Annotated in this window: 15 protein-coding genes and 1 pseudogene; 8 read left to right on the top strand and 8 right to left on the bottom strand. The window is 73.3% G+C overall.

The genetic code is table 11. The annotated features are described in order from the left end of the window. Positions 1-616, top strand: a pseudogene (locus tag ACH4VX_RS01785) (hypothetical protein); the annotation flags it as partial. Positions 617-713: 97 nt separating this feature from the next. Beyond that, the gene (locus tag ACH4VX_RS01780; protein ID WP_398365064.1) at positions 714-881 is read left to right on the top strand and encodes a hypothetical protein; all 168 of its coding nucleotides are present in this window, start codon (positions 714-716) and stop codon (positions 879-881) included. A 165-nt stretch (positions 882-1,046) separates the two neighbouring features. Here the strand turns inward: ACH4VX_RS01780 and ACH4VX_RS01775 are convergent, their stop codons facing one another. Continuing rightward, positions 1,047-1,307 carry a WGxxGxxG family protein gene (locus ACH4VX_RS01775; RefSeq protein WP_398365062.1) on the bottom strand — a complete coding sequence of 87 codons (261 nt, stop codon included), beginning with the start codon at positions 1,305-1,307 and terminating at the stop codon, positions 1,047-1,049. Positions 1,308-1,566: 259 nt separating this feature from the next. On the opposite strand from ACH4VX_RS01775, the gene ACH4VX_RS01770 reads away from it, so the two are divergent. The 4 genes from ACH4VX_RS01770 (at position 1,567) to ACH4VX_RS01755 (ending at position 6,032) form a co-directional block, all read left to right on the top strand. After that, a complete protein-coding gene (locus tag ACH4VX_RS01770) occupies positions 1,567-3,300 on the top strand; it encodes an MFS transporter (RefSeq protein WP_398365060.1) in 1,734 nt (577 codons plus the stop codon). 99 nt (positions 3,301-3,399) lie between these two features. Then, the gene (locus ACH4VX_RS01765; RefSeq protein ID WP_398365058.1) at positions 3,400-4,059 is read left to right on the top strand and encodes a class I SAM-dependent methyltransferase; all 660 of its coding nucleotides are present in this window, start codon (positions 3,400-3,402) and stop codon (positions 4,057-4,059) included. Positions 4,060-4,068: 9 nt separating this feature from the next. Then, positions 4,069-5,028 carry an N-acetylmuramoyl-L-alanine amidase gene (locus ACH4VX_RS01760; protein ID WP_398365056.1) on the top strand — a complete coding sequence of 320 codons (960 nt, stop codon included), beginning with the start codon at positions 4,069-4,071 and terminating at the stop codon, positions 5,026-5,028. A gap of 158 nt (positions 5,029-5,186) precedes the next feature. Continuing rightward, a complete protein-coding gene (locus ACH4VX_RS01755; RefSeq protein WP_398365054.1) occupies positions 5,187-6,032 on the top strand; it encodes a hypothetical protein in 846 nt (281 codons plus the stop codon). Between the two features lie 103 nt (positions 6,033-6,135). On the opposite strand, the gene ACH4VX_RS01750 is transcribed toward ACH4VX_RS01755, so the two are convergent. The 4 genes from ACH4VX_RS01750 to ACH4VX_RS01735 form a co-directional block, all read right to left on the bottom strand. Next, positions 6,136-6,606: a putative zinc-binding protein gene (locus tag ACH4VX_RS01750; RefSeq protein WP_398365052.1), complete on the bottom strand. Its 471-nt coding sequence runs from the start codon at positions 6,604-6,606 to the stop codon at positions 6,136-6,138. A gap of 116 nt (positions 6,607-6,722) precedes the next feature. Continuing rightward, on the bottom strand, positions 6,723-9,446 hold the full coding sequence (locus ACH4VX_RS01745; protein WP_398365050.1) for a multicopper oxidase domain-containing protein: 2,724 nt from the start codon (positions 9,444-9,446) through the stop codon (positions 6,723-6,725). Then, positions 9,443-10,603: a hypothetical protein gene (locus ACH4VX_RS01740; protein ID WP_398365048.1), complete on the bottom strand. Its 1,161-nt coding sequence runs from the start codon at positions 10,601-10,603 to the stop codon at positions 9,443-9,445. Before ACH4VX_RS01740 ends, ACH4VX_RS01745 begins: the two co-directional genes overlap by 4 nt. Positions 10,604-10,609: 6 nt before the next feature. Next, positions 10,610-11,395: a helix-turn-helix transcriptional regulator gene (locus tag ACH4VX_RS01735; RefSeq protein WP_398365047.1), complete on the bottom strand. Its 786-nt coding sequence runs from the start codon at positions 11,393-11,395 to the stop codon at positions 10,610-10,612. A gap of 74 nt (positions 11,396-11,469) precedes the next feature. On the opposite strand from ACH4VX_RS01735, the gene ACH4VX_RS01730 reads away from it, so the two are divergent. Both ACH4VX_RS01730 and ACH4VX_RS01725 read left to right on the top strand, forming a co-directional pair. Further along, the gene (locus ACH4VX_RS01730; protein ID WP_398365046.1) at positions 11,470-12,249 is read left to right on the top strand and encodes a DUF2249 domain-containing protein; all 780 of its coding nucleotides are present in this window, start codon (positions 11,470-11,472) and stop codon (positions 12,247-12,249) included. A 73-nt stretch (positions 12,250-12,322) separates the two neighbouring features. Continuing rightward, a complete protein-coding gene (locus tag ACH4VX_RS01725; RefSeq protein WP_398365044.1) occupies positions 12,323-12,616 on the top strand; it encodes a hypothetical protein in 294 nt (97 codons plus the stop codon). A 123-nt stretch (positions 12,617-12,739) separates the two neighbouring features. Here the strand turns inward: ACH4VX_RS01725 and ACH4VX_RS01720 are convergent, their stop codons facing one another. From ACH4VX_RS01720 to ACH4VX_RS01710, 3 genes are read right to left on the bottom strand one after another with little or no spacing between them, the layout of a single operon-like run. Further along, positions 12,740-13,825, bottom strand: a complete 1,086-nt coding sequence (locus tag ACH4VX_RS01720) for a prenyltransferase (RefSeq protein WP_398365042.1) — start codon at positions 13,823-13,825, stop codon at positions 12,740-12,742. After that, positions 13,822-14,568, bottom strand: coding sequence for a class I SAM-dependent methyltransferase (locus tag ACH4VX_RS01715; RefSeq protein ID WP_398365040.1), 747 nt, complete (start codon positions 14,566-14,568; stop codon positions 13,822-13,824). The genes ACH4VX_RS01720 and ACH4VX_RS01715 overlap by 4 nt, the downstream gene beginning before the upstream one ends. After that, positions 14,562-16,202, bottom strand: a complete 1,641-nt coding sequence (locus ACH4VX_RS01710; RefSeq protein ID WP_398365038.1) for a glycosyltransferase family 4 protein — start codon at positions 16,200-16,202, stop codon at positions 14,562-14,564. The genes ACH4VX_RS01715 and ACH4VX_RS01710 overlap by 7 nt, the downstream gene beginning before the upstream one ends. Positions 16,203-16,379 lie beyond the last annotated feature (177 nt).

The following is a 16,379-nucleotide window of genomic DNA, read 5'->3' as shown; positions in this document are numbered from 1 at the left end:
GGCCGAAGACCACAGCCCCTCCGCCGCCGCGCTCATGACCACCGGCCGACTCGCCACCACCGCACCCACGACCGAAGACCACACCCCCTCCGCCACCGCACTCACAGCCGAAGACCGACTCGCCTCCCCCACCGGACCCGTGAACGAAGACCACAACCCCTCCACCGCCACACTCACGGCCGAAGGCCGACTCGCGTTCCCCGCCGGACCCATGGCCGAAGACCACAGCCCCTCCGCCGCCGCGCTCATGACCACCGGCCGACTCGCCACCACCGCACCCACGACCGAAGACCACACCCCCTCCGCCATCGCACTCACAGCCGAAGACCGACTCGCCTCCCCTGTCAGCCCCATGTCCGACGGCTCCCTCCCGCCCTACGCCATGCGCGTCGGCGGTCGGCTGGCGTCGTACGTCATGCATGTCGCCGAGGGCCGGTTCCCGCTGTGCACCGCGCACCTGGTCGATGGTCGACTGCAGCCCTGCGGCGAGCACATGACCGACGACCGGAGCCCTTTCCACGCCGGACTTCCTGCGCACGGCGACCCCGACAACCCCGCCGCGCCCCGTCCCGTTCCCTTGCAGCAGGCGCCTTTGGGGCGGCTTGTAACGAAGTAGCGGCGGTCGGCGTGGCCGCCTGGATCCGGGTGGTGGTGTGCCGGTTAAACTCGCCCGGCTGTAGGAAAGATCATGTTTACGGGGTGAGTTCCTTCCGATGAATGACGTCAGCACGAACAAGCCGCAGTCCGCCGAGGACGGACAGGCCGCTGCCGGGCACGGCAAGCACCGGGGTCCGGTCTCCACGCAGGACGCGGAAGCGTCCCCGCGCGGCCGGCACCGCAGGCCGGAGCGGATGAACGAGTACACCGGGTCGGCTGCCTGACATCACGTCAGGCGCCTATCCGCGACCGGGCCGGGCCCCTGCCGTCAGCAATGACGGCAGGGGCCCGGCCCGGTTCTCCCCGGCATCGGCTTTTCGCCCTACGCCGGACCCGGTCCCCGGACCTGGACACGAGCGCGCCGCCCCCGGTAGGCCGGGGGCCGGCGGTCACATGCGGTGGCTTCCGCTGGTGTCCCGGGGGTGCTCGTGCTTGGTCTTACGAGGGATCAGCCCGGCCAGTCCCAGCAGGCCGAGCAGGCCCCACAGTCCGCCGTTGCCGCCGCCGTCGTCGTCGTTGTCGTCCTGCGCCTGTACGACCGTGGCGGTGGCCGGCCGGGCCGTCTGCTCGGCGGTCTGGCTGAACGCCGCACCGGCCGGGGCGACGGCGAGAAGAACGCCGATGACGACGGTGCCTACGAACTTGCGCATTGCTGTCTCCCTCATCTCAGTGGTCCCAGCAGTCGCTTTCGCACCGTCCGTAGTGCCCCTTTCCTCCGACAGCAGACCCGAATGCCGGAAATCTCGGCAATTTCTTGGTTGCCGCTTCAATCAGGCGCATCGGTACCGGTCGGCACAAAGGAACGGTCAAGAATTCGTTAGCGGCTCGAAGCATCGGAATAGTTGCCTCGGTGTACGGGGTTCGGTCTGCACGTATCCCTGTACACGGCCGCCCCCGGAGGCACCCTTCATGACGCAGACGACGACCGACCGTCCTTCCGGCAGAGCGGGCGGGGCAGTGGTCCCGGTGCTCGCCTTCGCGGGCATCGTTGTCGCGGTGATGCAGACCCTGCTGGTCCCGGTCATCAAGGATCTGCCGCAACTGCTGGACACCACCCCCACCGACGCGACCTGGGTCCTGACCTCGACCCTGCTGTCCGGTGCCGTGGCCACCCCGATCATGGGCCGCCTCGGCGACCTCTACGGCAAGCGGCGCATGCTGGTCACCAGCCTCGCGGTGATGGTGGTCGGCGCGCTGGTCAGCGCGTTCACCGACGACCTGCTGCTGATGATCACCGGCCGTACGCTCCAGGGCGTCGCGATGGGCGCCATCCCGCTCGGGATCGGCCTGATGCGCGACATGCTGCCCCGCGAGCGGCTGGGCTCGGCGATGGCCCTGATGAGCTCCTCCATAGGCGTCGGCGGCGGTCTCGCGCTGCCCGCCGCCGCGCTGGTCGCCCAGCACGCCGACTGGCACGCCCTCTACTTCGGCGCCGCCGGTCTCGGCGTCCTCGCGATCGCGCTCACCCTGACCGTCGTGCCGGAATCCCCGATGCGCGCGAAGGGCACCTTCGACCTGCCGGGCGCGCTGGGCCTGTCCGCCGGGCTGGTGCTGTTCCTGCTCCCCGTCTCCAAGGGCAGCGCCTGGGGCTGGACCTCCGGCACCACGCTGACCCTGTTCGCCGCGGCGGCCGTGGTCCTCCTCCTCTGGGGCTTCATGGAGCTGCGCGTCCCCGCACCCCTGGTGGACCTGCGCACCACCGCCCGCCGCGAGGTCCTGCTCACCAACCTCGCGTCGATCATGGTCGGTGTCTCCTTCTTCGTCGTCTCCCTGGTCCTGCCCCAGCTGCTCCAACTGCCCGCCGGCCACGGGCTGGGCCAGTCGATGGTCGTCGCGGGCCTGTGCGTGGCCCCGCTGGGCCTGACGATGATGTTCACGGCGCCCGTCTACGCCCGGCTGTCCGCCCGGTACGGCCCGAAGACCACCCTCATCCTCGGCCTGCTGATCATCGCGGCCGGCTACGGCGGCGGACTCGGTCTGATGGACGCCGCCTGGCAGACCGTCGTCACCTCGGTGGTCATCGGCGCGGGCATCGGCCTCGCCTACTCCTCCCTGCCCGCGCTGATCACCGACGCGGTGCCGGCCTCGGAGACGGGCGCGGCGAACGGCCTCAACACCCTGATGCGGTCCATCGGCACGTCGGTGTCGAGCGCCGTCATCGGCATGGTGCTGGCCGGCACGGCGGACACCGTGGGCGGGGTGGAGATCCCGACCCCGTACGGCTTCCGGATCTCCTTCCTGATCGCGACGGCGGCGGTGGTCGTGGGTCTGGTCCTGGCCCTGTTCCTGCCCACCGGACGCCCGTCGGCGCACCCGCGGCTGCGGGCGAGCAGCGAGGAGGACGCGAACCTGGAGCGCGCTCAGGCGGCGCTGCGCGGCTTCCGCGGCCGGGTCCTGGACGCGAGGGGTGTCCCCGTGGCCCGCGCCGAGGTCACCCTGATCGACCGGCACGGCCGCCAGGCCGGTGCCACCGTCTCCGCCGACGACGGCAGGTACGCCCTCACCGTCCCCGCCGGTGGTGCGTACGTCCTGGCCGCCCGCGCCACCGGCCACGCCCCGCTCACCTCCCCGGCCCTCCACGGGGGCGACGGGCGTCCGGTCGACCTGGACCTGTCCCTGCCGGGCGAGACGGTCTCCGCCTGACCCCTGTTACCCGGCGGTACCCCCTGTCGGCCGGTCCGGCAGGGGGTACGGCAGCATGGGCCCGTGCACACACGTACGACCTCGGGAGGGACAAGCCCCATGCCGATGACACCCGGGCCCGGGATCCTGGCCGCGTTCGAAGCGGCGAAGGGCTTCATGCCCGTGGACGAGGGCCTGGCCCTGTACGCGGCGGCGGCCGAGGCCGGCCGTCTCGGGCTGCCGCTCCTGGAGATCGGCACCTACTGCGGCCGCTCCACGATCCTGCTCGCCGACGCGGCCCGCGCGGCCGGTGTCACCGCGCTCACCGTGGACCACCACCGCGGCAGCGAGGAGCAGCAGCCCGGCTGGGACTACCACGACCCGGAGACGGTCGACCCCGAACTGGGCCTGATGGACACCCTCCCCACCTTCCGCCGCACCCTGCACAGCGCGGGCCTGGAGGACCACGTGGTGGCCCTGGTCGGCCGCTCCCCCCGGATCGCCGCCCTGTGGGCCTCCCCTCTCGCCCTCGTCTTCATCGACGGCGGCCACACCGACGAACACGCCACCGCCGACTACGAGGGCTGGGCCCCGCACGTCGCCGAGGGCGGCCTGCTCGTCATCCACGACGTCTTCCCCGACCCGGTGGACGAGTTCACCGGCCAGGCGCCGTACCGCGTCCTTCTCCGGGCCCTCGCGTCCGGCGCGTTCACCGAGGTCTCGGCCACCGGATCCCTGCGCGTACTGCGCCGTACCGGCACGGGTGCCCGACACCGCTAGGGTGGCTGCGTGTCGTACACAGGTCCCGGTTTCGATCCGCCCCAGCCCCGAAGGCCCCGGCGCGGGCCCCTGACCGTGGCACTCGCCGCGCTGGTGCCGGGCGCGTTGCTCGGGTGGGCGGTGTACGCCGCGGTGGGCGGGTCCGGGGGCGACGAGGGATCGGGGAGCGCCGCCGCCTCCGCCTCCCCTTCCTCTTCCTCTTCCTCTTCCGCTTCCGCCTCGTCCCGTACGTCGTCGCCGGCGCCGTCCGCGAGTTCGGAGGACGAGAAGCCCGGCGCCTCCGCTGCCGCGAGCGGCCCCCTCAAGGGCAAGGTCGTCGTCATCGACCCCGGGCACAACCCGGGCAACTTCGAGCACACCGCCGAGATCAACCGCCAGGTGGACATCGGGACGAACCACAAGGAGTGCGACACCACCGGCACGTCCACCAACGACGGTTACGCCGAGGCCGACTTCACCCTCGACGTCGCCCACCGGATGCGCACGCTCCTCGAGAAGCAGGGCGCCACCGTGAAGTTGACGCAGGACGCCGACCGGCCGTTCGGCCCGTGCGTGGACGAGCGGGCCCGGATCGGCAACAAGGCGAAGGCCGACGCCGTCGTCTCGATCCACGCGGACGGCTCGGGCACCGGCAACCGCGGCTTCCACGTGATCCTCCCCGGTGCCGTCGACTCCGGCGCCGCCGACACCCGTGCCATCGTCGAGCCGTCCGGCGACCTCGGTACGCGCATCGCGGGCAACTTCGTCCGCGTCACCGGCAGCGCGCCCTCCAACTACGTCGGCGGCGGTACCGGTCTCGTCACGCGTAAGGACCTGGGCGGTCTCAATCTGTCAACGGTTCCCAAGGTGTTCATCGAGTGCGGCAACATGCGCGATAGCAAGGACGCGGCACTGCTGACCAGCGGTGCCTGGCGGCAGAAAGCGGCGCAAGGGATTTCCGAGGGAATCGTGAGTTTCCTGCGCGGGTAGGGATCAGCGCGCTGATCCGGGCGGACAGCCTGATCGTACGGACGATAGTGTCGTCCGTACGATGAGGGGCCACCCTCGCGCTTCACACCGGGGCCTTCGGGCGACATGGTGACAGCGACGCCTCTTCCGACGACGAGACGACCTACGAAGGACCTGAAGTGAATATCCGCTCCCTCACTCGAGGCGACGGCGTGGTGATCGGAGCAGCGGTGTTGCTGTTCATCGCGTCGTTCCTCGACCTCTACTCGATCGATGGTGCCCCGGACAGCGCGGACATCCCCACCCTCTGGGACAGCGGGCCGGTGGTGCTCGGAATCGTGCTGGCGGGGATCATCGGCGCCGCGCTCGTCGTCGTGGCCCGGGGGCTGCCGCAGCCGCGCAAGATCGCCGGCCTCGACCTCGGCCAGTTCGGCGTCGCCTTCACGGTGTTCGCCGCCTGGTGCGCGCTCGGCAACATCTTCGACCCGACCGGTGGTTTCGACGGTGAAGGGGGCTTCTCCGACGACATCGGCGCCGGCACGGGCCTGATCCTGGCCCTCGTCGCCACGCTCGTCATGGCCGCCGCCGCCGTCGCCACCCCCCTGGTGCCCGCCCTCAAGGGCGCGCTCCTCCCGGCCGCCCGTCCCGCCGCGCCGCAGCCGTACGGCGCACAGCCGCCCGGTGGTTACGGCTACCCGGGTGCGCAGCCGGCCTCGTTCGGTGGCCAGCCGCAGCCGGGTCAGCCCGGTCAGCCGCAGCAGCCCTTCCCGGGCCAGCCGCAGCCGGGTCAGCCCCAGCCGGGCCAGCCCGCTCCGGCGCCCGCCGGGGACTTCTCGCCGTTCTGGTTCGCCGTGCCGGTGCCCCGTCCGCTGTTCCCGGAGGACGGCTCGCCCACGCCGATCGCCGAACTGGCCCCCGGTACCTGGTACCTGGCGGTCGAGCAGCGCGGTCCGGTCCTCGTCGCCCAGACCCAGGACGGCCGCCGCGGCGTCCTCCAGGACACCTCGGGCATCCAGCGCGGCTGACTGGCCCCAGCCCTTCCTCGTCACGGCCCCCCGCCCTTCCGGGCGGGGGGCCGTTGCCGTTCCGCTGGACGACGGCCGGGCGCGGCCCGAGCCCCGGCCCGGGTCAACGGCCGGCGGACTCCGCGTCCGGATCGGCCGCCTCGACCGCCCCGGCCGCCTCGACCGCCCCGGCCGCCCCGGCCGCCCCGGCCGGCTCCGGTACGCCCCGGATCTCCTCCTTGATCCGTTCGATCAGCCCGTCGAGCACCTGCTCCGCCTGCTCCGGGTCGAAGTCCTCCCCCCGCCGCTGGCGCACACCGTCGTCGCTGAGGAGATGGTGCACGGCCGGCGTCACACCCTGCCGGGTGAGGCAGCTGCGGGCGCACTGCAGCACGCATCCGTCGACGGCTATGACCGGCCGGTCACCGCGCGCCTTGCGGACCAGGCTCGGCACGTCCCCGCCGACGCCCGCGATGCACGACATCTCGGCGATGCCGCGCCGGTCGAGCTGGACCGCGATCCAGTTGGTCATCTGGGCCGCGCTCGAACAACCCGAGCAGGAGTGGACGAGCGGCAGATCACGGCGGCGGTTCACAGGGGGCCTCACTCACAACGGCGGGGATCGCGCGGTGCGCTCCGCGCCAGCCCAGGACCGGTGCCCCGACGGGCCCATGGGTCCGTCGGGGCACCGGTCAGGGTCGTTCGGCCCGGTCATCGCACACGAAGGACGCCGTGCGCGCCCCGTTCCGCGTCGCTCATGACGTGTGTGACGAACGGGTAGTCGCCGGCCTCGGGCAGGGTCAGCTCGACGAATCCGCCCGACGCGGGGGCGAGGTCGAGGACCTGCGCACCGCCGCGTTCCGCACCGCCCGGCCGCAGGTCGTACGCGCCCTCACGGAACACCGTGTCGAACTGGCCGCCCACGACGTGGAAGGCACTGGGCACGTTCGGCCCCGCCGTCAGCACCCAGATCCGTACGCGCTCACCGGTCCCCGCCGTCAGCGGGTCGTGGTCGTACTGGTTGGCGTACCCGTTGAAGGCGACCATGTCGGGCTCCTTGGCGTTCACCTTGCCGGCGTCGGCGGTGCCGTTCTGCGCGCCGAGGTAGAACTCCGACTGGACCAGCAGGTATTCGCGGTCCGCGCTCGGCAGCCCGGGCGGGTCGATGACGACGGCGCCGAACATGCCGTTGGCGATGTGCAGGGACATCGGCATGGTCGAGCAGTGGTACATCCACACCCCGCTGCGGGTGGCCTTGAAGCGGTACGTCAGTGACTCGCCGGGCTGGATCGTGCGCATCGGCTCGTCCGGTGCCAGTGCCCCGGCGTGGAAGTCGACGGAGTGACCGATGGTCCCGTCGTTGACGAGGGTGATCTCGAAGGTGTCACCGACCCGGCCGCGCAGGACGGGTCCGGGGGCAGTTCCGTCGAAGGTCCACAGCGTCTGCCGTACGCCGGGGGCGACTTCGGCCTCCGCCTCCTTCACGGTGAGGGTCCGCTTGTGCAGCCGGGGGCCGGATCCTTCGGCGGAGGGCGGCAGTTGGGCTTCGCGGGCGGTGAAGCCGTGGGCCGGTTCGGCCATCGGGTCGAAGGCGTCCGCGGCGGATCCGCCCGTGCCCTCGGACGCCGTCCCGTCGTGGTCGTGCGCGGTCTCTCCGCTCTCCCCGCTCTCCTCGCTCTCTCCGCTCCCTTCCGACGCGGTACCGCCGCCGTCACCGGTGACCCGTACCCCGAAGACCATGCCCATCTGCCGGTGCCCGACCACCGAGCACCAGCCGTCGAGGTCCCGGCCGATGACGCCCGCGTCCAGCGTGGCCCGCTTCCCCGGGGCGATCCGGTCGGTGCGGGCACCGGTCTCCAGCACCAGGTCGTGGGTGTCGGTACCGGTGTTGTGCAGCTCGATCACCAGGCGGTCGCCCGCGGGCACGTCGACGGAGGCCGGGGAGAAGCGCATGTTCCGTACCGTCACGTCGGCCGTGGTCGTGCGGCCGGTCGGTGTCACCTCCCCGCCGTCCGCGCTCGTGGCGGCGGACCGTTCCAGGATCGGCAGCGACCGCACGTCCGCCGCACTGCCGCCCGCGACCGCCAGCATCACTACGGCGAGCCCGAGGGCCACGCCCCCGAGCACACGGTGCGGGGGCGCCGAAACCTCCGGGGGCGCCGGCTCGGCCGTCCCCTTCCGCCGGTCCCGTATGCCCCGTACGACCGTGAGCACCAGCAGGACGAGGAAGTACAGCAGCATCACCAGCAGCAGCACCGAGCAGACCACCCGGACCACGGACGGCACCGGGAGGACGCAGAGCAGCAGCGCGGCGTTGGTGATGGTCAGCCGGGCGGGCCAGGCCCGTTCGAGTCCGGCGGTGGCGGCGCGCACGGCCGTGGGGCCGCCGCCCAGGACCACGGGGACGAGGAAACCGAGGGCGCCGAGCAGCACCTGGGCGATCCAGCCGGCGGCCAGCGGCGCGGTGAGCATCGACGTGCGCTCCGCCACCGTGATCCAGGACGTCGTGGAGACGAGGATGCCGGCCAGTCCCAGCAGGGACCCGGCGAGCCAGAGGCTGCCCGCGGCGACCGACCAGGCGGCGAAGGAACGCGGAGCCTTGGCGCGGGCCTCGCGCACCCACGGGACGCCCGCCCTCACCAGCCCGGCGGCGTGGACGACGACACCGGGAGCGGCCAGCGGCGGGGGGCCGAGCAGCGCCGCGGCGACGGCCGCGCCGAGTCCGACGAGCAGCACGGGCAGGGCGGTGCGCCCGGCCCGTTCCGCGCCGTCCGCCACCCGGGTGCGCAGCATCGTCGGCCACAGGGTGATCAGCGTTCCGGCCACGGTGAGGCCGACCCAGCCGAGCAGATTGATCATCTCGTGTGCGAGCAGCAGCCGTTCCGGAAGGTCGCCGCCGAGATCGCCGCGGGCCATGACGACACCCAGCGCGGCACCCACGGGCAGCAGGGCGGCGGCGGTTGTGTAGTAGCGCACGGTCATGGAGAACCGGCCGGGCAGGGCCCGTCGCAGCAGCCGTACCAGCCATACGGCGTGGGCGGTCACCGCCGCCGCGACCAGGCATCCGCCGACGAGCACGACGGGCCACCGCCCGGTGGCCATGCCGCCGATCACGGCGACGGCTCCGGCGTTCAGGCAGACCAGCCGCAGGGCCGCGGGGGCGCCCCGGTTCGCCTCCGGCAGCCGGAGCACGGACGCGGCGAAGTGCCCCGACCAGATGACGACGGCGTTGGAGACCGCCCCGAGCAGCAGGGTGTGGACCAGCAGCCAGGAGGCGTGCGGCAGGAAGTGGTGGGCGCTCCCGGTCGCGGCGAACAGCGCGAGCCAGACCACCACGACGGCGTTCACGCCGAGATGCCACAGGGCGCGCGGTGATCGTCCGGGCGGCTTCGGAGCAGGGCCGTTCGCCGCGGGGGAGGACAGCTGCGTGGTCACCGGTCGTTCCTCGGGTCGGCGGAGACAGGGGCGGGGGCGGACGTGGTGGAGGGGGAGGCGGCGCGCCGGGTGGCGGTCACCGACGCGGTCGCCGCCGTCAGGACGAACAACAGGACCGCGACGATGTTGAGCGCCCCGCCGAGCTGCCACGCCCCGCGGATCTCCCGCAGGTCGCCGGCCACCACGCGCAGGGCGAGGGAGCCGTGCAGCAGCCAGGCCGCCACCGCGAGCCCGGGGTGGTAGGGCAGGGGGCGGCGCAGCACGGCGGGCAGGATCACCGGGGCGTGCGCCATGATCATCGACATCACGAAGCCGAGGAACACGGCGTGCACCACGGCGTCGTAGCGGCTCCCCTCGGCGACCGGGCCGCCCAGCAGCCACAGGGCGCCGGAGAGGCCCAGCCACGCGTACCCGGCGAGCAGGCACGCGGCGGAGAAGCGGGGCAGTCCCGTGGCGCGCAGCAGCCGGCGGGCGACGTCGTGCACGACGAGCCAGGCGACCAGCGCGAGCAGGGCCGCGCCGAGCAGGAGCGTGCCCGTGGCCGGCCACATCAGGGTGGTGACGACGCCGGTGACGACGGCGCCGACGCACGCCAGGAAGGCCGGTTCCGCGCGGGGCGCCAGGACGGCCACCCGGGCGAGTTCCAGCCGCTCGCCCGCGATGGTCAGCACGAGGAACGCGACCAGCCAGGGAAGCAGGCGCGGGACGTCGAGGCCGCCCAGCCACAGCAGTGCCGCGCCGAGCGCCGACACGGCGCCCGCCGCCTGGGCGAGCAGGGCGGCGCCCGGCTGCCGCTGCCAGAACCGCACGTACAGGGCGGTCAGTACGGCGGCCCCGGCGACCAGCAGCAGCCGCGGGACGGCCAGGTCCACGGGGGTGAGCAGAAGCAGGCCCCCGGCGCCGAGCGCCGCGGGGGCGAGGTAGGGCCACCGGCCGCCCAGGGCGACCGCGCGTTCCAGCGCGACCAGCGTGCCGGCGAAGCCGAGGACCAGCAGCACCCCGTGGACCTGGGGCAGGCGGTCGCTCGTGACCGGGGCGGGGAGTCCGAGCAGGACGAGGGCGGCGTCGAGACCGGCGAGCAGACAGACGCCGGCGGCCAGCAGCAGGGGCGCCCGGCGGGCACCCGCGCGGCGGGCGGCCGGGGCGGCGGGGGTCACGGGGTCTCACCGGGCCCGGTGCCGCTCGGGCCCGGTGTCCGGTGAGGGGCCGGTGTCCGATGCGGGCCCGGTGTCCGATGCGGGCCCGGTGTCCGATGCGGGCCCGGTGTCCGGTGCGGGCCCGGTGTCCAGATGGAGGCGGCAGGCGCCTGGTTCGGCGAAGGGCAGCAGTTCGATCTCCTGGGGGGCCTCGCCCAGGGCGGCCAGGGCGGCCCTGGCCAGCCCTTCGTGGACACCGCAGATGACGCCGGGGTGTTCGCGGGCCGTCTCGACGAAGGGGCAGCGCGGCAGCCGCACCCGGCGTGCCTCCGGGTCCGCCTCCGGCGCGAAGCCGATCTCCCCGAGGAGGTCCAGCACGCGTTCGCGCGCCTCCCGCGGATCCGCCGACGGCTCCTGCCCGGCGGTCAGCACGCGCCCCCACTCCTCGCCCGCGGCGAGCGCGTCCCCGCGCGGGTCGGCGCCGGTGCGGGCGATGCGGGCGGCGAGTACGGCGGCGAGTCCGGCGTACTCCCGCGCGGGGGACTCCTGCGGCGAGCGGGCCCGGTAGCGCCAGGCGGGCCGGCCGCGCCCGGAGGGAGCGGACCGTTCCCGCACCGCCAGACCGTCGTCCACCAGGGCGTCCAGGTGCTCGCGGACGGTGTTGACGTGCAGCGCGCACACCTGGGCGAGCGCGGTGGCGGTGACGGGGGCGGCCTGGCCGCGCAGGTACTGCAGGACACCGCGCCGTTGCCGGGACAACGGCACACGGTTCGATCCGCTGCCGGGAAGCGGTCCGTTATTTTCCACGGTCATGTCCGTACTATATTGCAGACATCGGCCCGCACCGTTCGGACGGGTCGTCGACGGTTGGAAGGAACGGCCCCCAGATGAGTACTCTCACCCTCGCATCGGACCCCGAGGACGCGGCGGCCGTCGAAGCCGTCGAGGCGCATCACGCCCAGCTGGCCGGTGAGCTGGCCGGACGGGTGGCCATGCTGGTCGCCGCGGCGGACCGCGATCCGGTCGAGGCCGGTGAGGTCCGCGCCGGCCTGGTCGCCTTCTGCGACCGGGACCTGATCCCGCACGCGGTCGCCGAGGAGGGCACCCTCTACGCCGCCGCCCGTGACCTGCCCGAGGCCCGTCTCCTCGTCGACGGCATGCTCGCCGAGCACCGCAGGCTCACCGCCCTGGTCGACGCGCTGCGCGAGGCCGGCTCCGCCGTACGGGCGGCGGCCGACGGCCGGGCCCTCCAGGTCCTGTTCGAGGAGCACCTGGACAAGGAGAACGACCTCGTCCTGCCGCTGCTCGCCGGCGCCCCGGACATCTCACTGGCCGGCCTGCTGGGCGGCATGCACGAACTGCTCGGCGGCGGCGAGGCCACGGACGAGTCCGCGGGCGGTGGCTGCGGCGGCACGTGCGGCTGCGGCGGATCGGACGACGTCGACGTGCCCGAGCTCGACGTCCGGGACGTGCCGCACGCGCTGCGTCACGCCACGGTCTTCGGCGCGCTCGGGGCCGTACCGGCCGGGCGGGCCATGGTGCTCGTGGCACCGCACGACCCGCTTCCGCTGCTGCGGCAGATCGAGGACCGGCACCCCGGCGTCTTCGCGGTGGACTACCAGCAGCGCGGCCCCGAGGCGTGGCGCCTGCTGCTCACTCACCGCTGAACTCGCGGCGAACTCCCGCGGCGGCCCCGGACGTTCCGGGTTTCAACCGGGCTTTCGGGGCCAGTCGGAAAGCATGTCCCCTCGATATCGCACTGGTTCCAACTCCGCGGGGACGGTCGTCGCGGTGATCGCGGACATCACGGCCGTCATCCTCGGACTGTGGATTCTGATGTACCTGCTGGACGCCAACCGGGGCAACGACCTGGTGCAGTTCGTCCACGACACGGCCAACTGGCTGGCCACCTGGTCACGTGACCTCTTCACGTTCGACGAGGCCTGGGCCCGCGTGGTCGCCGGCTACGGACTCGCCGCCGTCGTCTACCTGTTCATCGGCCACGCCATCGCCGGCCGACTGCGCCGCCACTGAGACCACCCCCGACCCCGCACCCCGCACCCCGCACCCAACCGGTCACGTGACCCGGGGGTCCGGGGGGGCGCCCCCAGTGAACACAGCACCTTCGACGAGGCCTGGGCCCACGTGGTCGCCGGCTCAGGTGAGCGTGCAGCAGTCCGGGGCCAGTCCCCTGGGCAGGTGGTCGCCGCCGAAGGTCGCGCAGGTGGCCTCGTGGCCGCCGAGGGCGGCGACCGCCAGCAGCAGTGAGCCGGCGGTCCAGGTGGTCAGCTCGCGCGGCCAGATCGCGTCGTCGTCGAAAACGTAGCCCGTCCAGTACAGGCCGGTCTCCGGATCGCGCAGGTGCTGGATCGACTGGAGCACCTCCAGCGCGCGGTCGGACTCGCCCATCGCCCAGAGCGCCAGGGCGAGTTCGGCCGACTCGCCGCCGGTCACCCACGGGTTGGGCACCACGCAGCGCACCCCGAGTCCGGGGACGACGAAGCGGTCCCAGCCCTCCTCGACACGGGCCTTGGCCTCCGCGCCGGTGAGCGCGCCACCGAGCACCGGGTAGTACCAGTCCATGGAGTAGCGGTCCTTGTCCAGGAACCGCTCCGGATGGCGCCGGATCGCGTGCCGCAGCGCACCCGCCGCCAACTCCCAGTCCGGCTGCGGCTCCTCGCGCTGCTCGGCGATGGCGAGCGCGCAGCGCAGCGCGTGGTGGATGGAGGAGGAGCCGGTGAGCAGCGCGTCCGCGGTGGGCGTGCCGTCGTCGTCGCGTCGCCAGCCGATCTGCCCGCCGGCCTGCTGCAGCCGCAGTACGAACTCCACCGCCGCGCACACCACCGGCCACATGCGGTCCAGGAACGTGTCGTCGCCGGTGGAGAGATAGTGGTGCCACACGCCGACCGCGATGTAGGCGACGAAGTTGGTCTCCCGGCCCCGGTCGGTGACGTCGAGCGGGTCGCCGTCGGCGTAGGCCGCGTACCAGGAGCCGTCCGCCAACTGGTGCCGGGCCAGCCAGAGGTAGGCCCGTTCGGCGGCGTCGTGCTCGCCCGCCGTGTCCAGGGCCATCGCGGCCTCGACGTGGTCCCACGGGTCGAGGTGGTGCCCCCGGAACCACGGGATCGCCCCGTCCTCCCGCTGCACGGCGAGGATGCCGGCGACGGTCGCGGCGGCCTGACCGGCCGTGAGCACCCCGGGTAGGACGAGGTGTTCCGTCCGAGGGGTCCGGGGGGTCGTCACGTGGCGTCCGCCTCGGCCTCGGCACGCGGCAGGTGCGGCTTGGTCGCGTACGCCACGAAGCTCTTGCCGATCAGCGGGTTCAGCGCCTGCTCGGCCACTCGCGTGGCCAGCGGCTTCTTCATGATGTCCCAGACCAGCAGCTTGTGGTATGCCCGCACCGGCAGCGCCTTGTCGTTGTCCACGCCGAACGCGCACTTCAGCCACCAGTACGGCGAGTGCAGCGCGTGCGCGTGGTGGGTGCCGTACGGCTTGAGGCCGGCCCCGCGGATCTTGGCGAGGAGCTCGTCCGCCCTGTAGATGCGGATGTGGCCGCCCTCGACCTCGTGGTAGGCGTCGGACAGCGTCCAGCACACCTTCTCCGGGCCGTAGCGCGGCACGGTGATCGCGATCCGGCCGCCGGGCTTGAGCACCCGGACCATCTCCGCGAGGACGCCCTTGTCGTCCGGGATGTGTTCCATCACCTCGGAGATGATGACGACGTCGAAGGACTCGTCGGGGAAGGGCAGGGCGAGGGCGTCGCCCTCCATGGCGGTGGCGGTGGCCCCGGCGGGTGCCTCCCCGGCCTCCTTCATCGCCGCGAACCACTTGGCGACCTCGCGGATCTCCTCGCCGTTCTGGTCCAGCGCCACGACCTGGGCGCCGCGCCGGTAGCACTCGAAGGCGTGCCGGCCGGCCCCGCAGCCGAGGTCCAGGACGCGGTCGCCCGGCGCGAGCGGGAACCGGGAGAAGTCGACGGTCAGCACGTGGCCCTGCTTTCGCGGTCGGAGGTGTCGGCTGCGTGCGCGGACACGGCGGCGGCCGTGTCCGCGAGGGTGTCGGGACCGGCGTCCCCGGCGACCGGGGCGTCGGGGCGGCCGGGGGTCACGGACGCGGGATGGTCGACGGGCTGGGCCGCGGCACGGTCGACGGGCTGGGCCGCGGCGCGGTCGGCACCCTGGACACCGGCGGGCTCGACGTCCCGGTCGCCCGCGCGGGCGGCGGTCCCGGATCCGGAGCGGTGCGAAGGCGTGGTCGCCGAGCGGTCGTCCCCGGCGTCGCGGTCCCCGCGGGCGGTGTCCGTGCGATGGCCCGCGCGGGCCATCGCCTCGCGGTAGTGGGCCACCGTGCCCTGGGCCGCACGCGCCCAGGTGAAGTGCCGCAGCACCCGCTCCCGTCCGGCCGCCCCGAGCCGGGCGCGCAGTTCCGGGTCCCCGAGCAGCCGGGTCAGCGCGGCGGCCAGCGCCCCCGCGTCGCCGGGCGGTACGGCGAGACACGTCTCCCCGTCGCGGCCGGCCACCTCGGGAATCGCCCCACCGGTCGTGGCGACCAGCGGGGTGCCCGTCGCCATGGCCTCGGCGGCCGGCAGCGAGAACCCCTCGTACAGCGACGGCACGCACGCGACCTGCGCCGACCGCACCAGGTCGACCAGTTCGGCGTCCGAGATGCCCTTGACGAACTCGACGGCGCCCTCGAGGCCGTACCGCTCCACGGCCTGCGCGACGGGCCCCTCCACGGGCCGCCTGCCGACCACGACGAGATGCGCCTCGGGCTGCTCGGCGCGCACCTTCGCCAGTGCCTCGACGAGGAAGACCAGCCCCTTCAGCGGCACGTCCGCGCTGGACGTGGTCACGATCCGGCCCGGTACGACCGGCACCGACGGATCGGGCGCGAACAGGTCGGTGTCGGCGCCGATGTGGACGACGTGGACGCGGTCCTGCCGTACGCCGAGATCGTCGACGATCTCCTGGCGGGAGCTGCCGGAGACGGTGAGCACGGACGGCAGGCGGCGCGCCACCCGCTTCTGCATCCGCGTGAAGGCGTACCAGCGGCGCACCGAGTACCGCCGCTGCCAGTTCTCGGCCGCGTCCAGTTCCAGGCGCCGGTCGACGGTGATGGGGTGGTGGATCGTGGTCACCAGGGGGGCGCCGACGTCGCCGAGCAGACCGTAGCCGAGGGTCTGGTTGTCGTGGACGACGTCGAAGTCGCCGCGCCGGGCCCGCAGGTGGCGGCGGGCGCGCAGGGAGAACGTCAGCGGCTCGGGGAAGCCGCCGGTCCACATGGTGCCGACCTCGAACGCGTCGATCCAGTCCCGGTACTCGTCGCGCTTCGGGGTGCGGAAGGGGTCCGGCTGGCGGTAGAGGTCGAGGCTGGGCAGTTCGGTGAGGCTCGGCCCGTCGTGGCCCTCGTCGAGGACGTCGAGCACGGGGTAGGGCTGGGCGCCGATGACCTCGACGCGGTGCCCGAGGCGGGCGAGTTCGCGGGAGAGGTGGCGTACGTAGACGCCCTGCCCACCGCAGAACGGGTTTCCCTTATAGGTGAGGAGTGCGATGCGGAGCGGTCGCAAGCCGTCGGATGCGGGACCCTGCGAGAGCCCGGCCTGACTGGCCTCAGCGGTCACTCTGGGCCCCCTTCTCCCTGCACTGTCCCGCGAGATTACGCCGGGACGCTAATCTAGAACAAGTTTCAGAGTTGATCGTTCGGAGGGTCTGAATCTACCGGCAGGTAGGGGTGTCGGCAGCAGTGGATCAGGTGATTCACGCCACGGCGGACGGCATGCCATGCTGTCTGATCATTC

This window comes from Streptomyces sp. NPDC020731, from assembly GCF_044334705.1.
In the GTDB taxonomy this organism is placed as follows: Bacteria; Actinomycetota; Actinomycetes; order Streptomycetales; family Streptomycetaceae; genus Streptomyces.
The sequence above is the reverse complement of the archived record's forward strand: the minus strand, read 5'-3'. Positions and strand labels throughout refer to the sequence as shown.

Bases quoted from the DNA above. Each gene is read 5' to 3' on its own strand.
- ACH4VX_RS01780 (WP_398365064.1), top strand. From the start codon at position 714: ATGAATGACGTCAGCACGAACAAGCCGCAGTCCGCCGAGGACGGACAG.
- ACH4VX_RS01775 (WP_398365062.1), bottom strand. From the start codon at position 1,307: ATGCGCAAGTTCGTAGGCACCGTCGTCATCGGCGTTCTTCTCGCCGTC.
- ACH4VX_RS01770 (WP_398365060.1), top strand. From the start codon at position 1,567: ATGACGCAGACGACGACCGACCGTCCTTCCGGCAGAGCGGGCGGGGCA.
- ACH4VX_RS01765 (WP_398365058.1), top strand. From the start codon at position 3,400: ATGCCGATGACACCCGGGCCCGGGATCCTGGCCGCGTTCGAAGCGGCG.
- ACH4VX_RS01735 (WP_398365047.1), bottom strand. From the start codon at position 11,395: ATGACCGTGGAAAATAACGGACCGCTTCCCGGCAGCGGATCGAACCGT.
- ACH4VX_RS01730 (WP_398365046.1), top strand. From the start codon at position 11,470: ATGAGTACTCTCACCCTCGCATCGGACCCCGAGGACGCGGCGGCCGTC.
- ACH4VX_RS01725 (WP_398365044.1), top strand. From the start codon at position 12,323: ATGTCCCCTCGATATCGCACTGGTTCCAACTCCGCGGGGACGGTCGTC.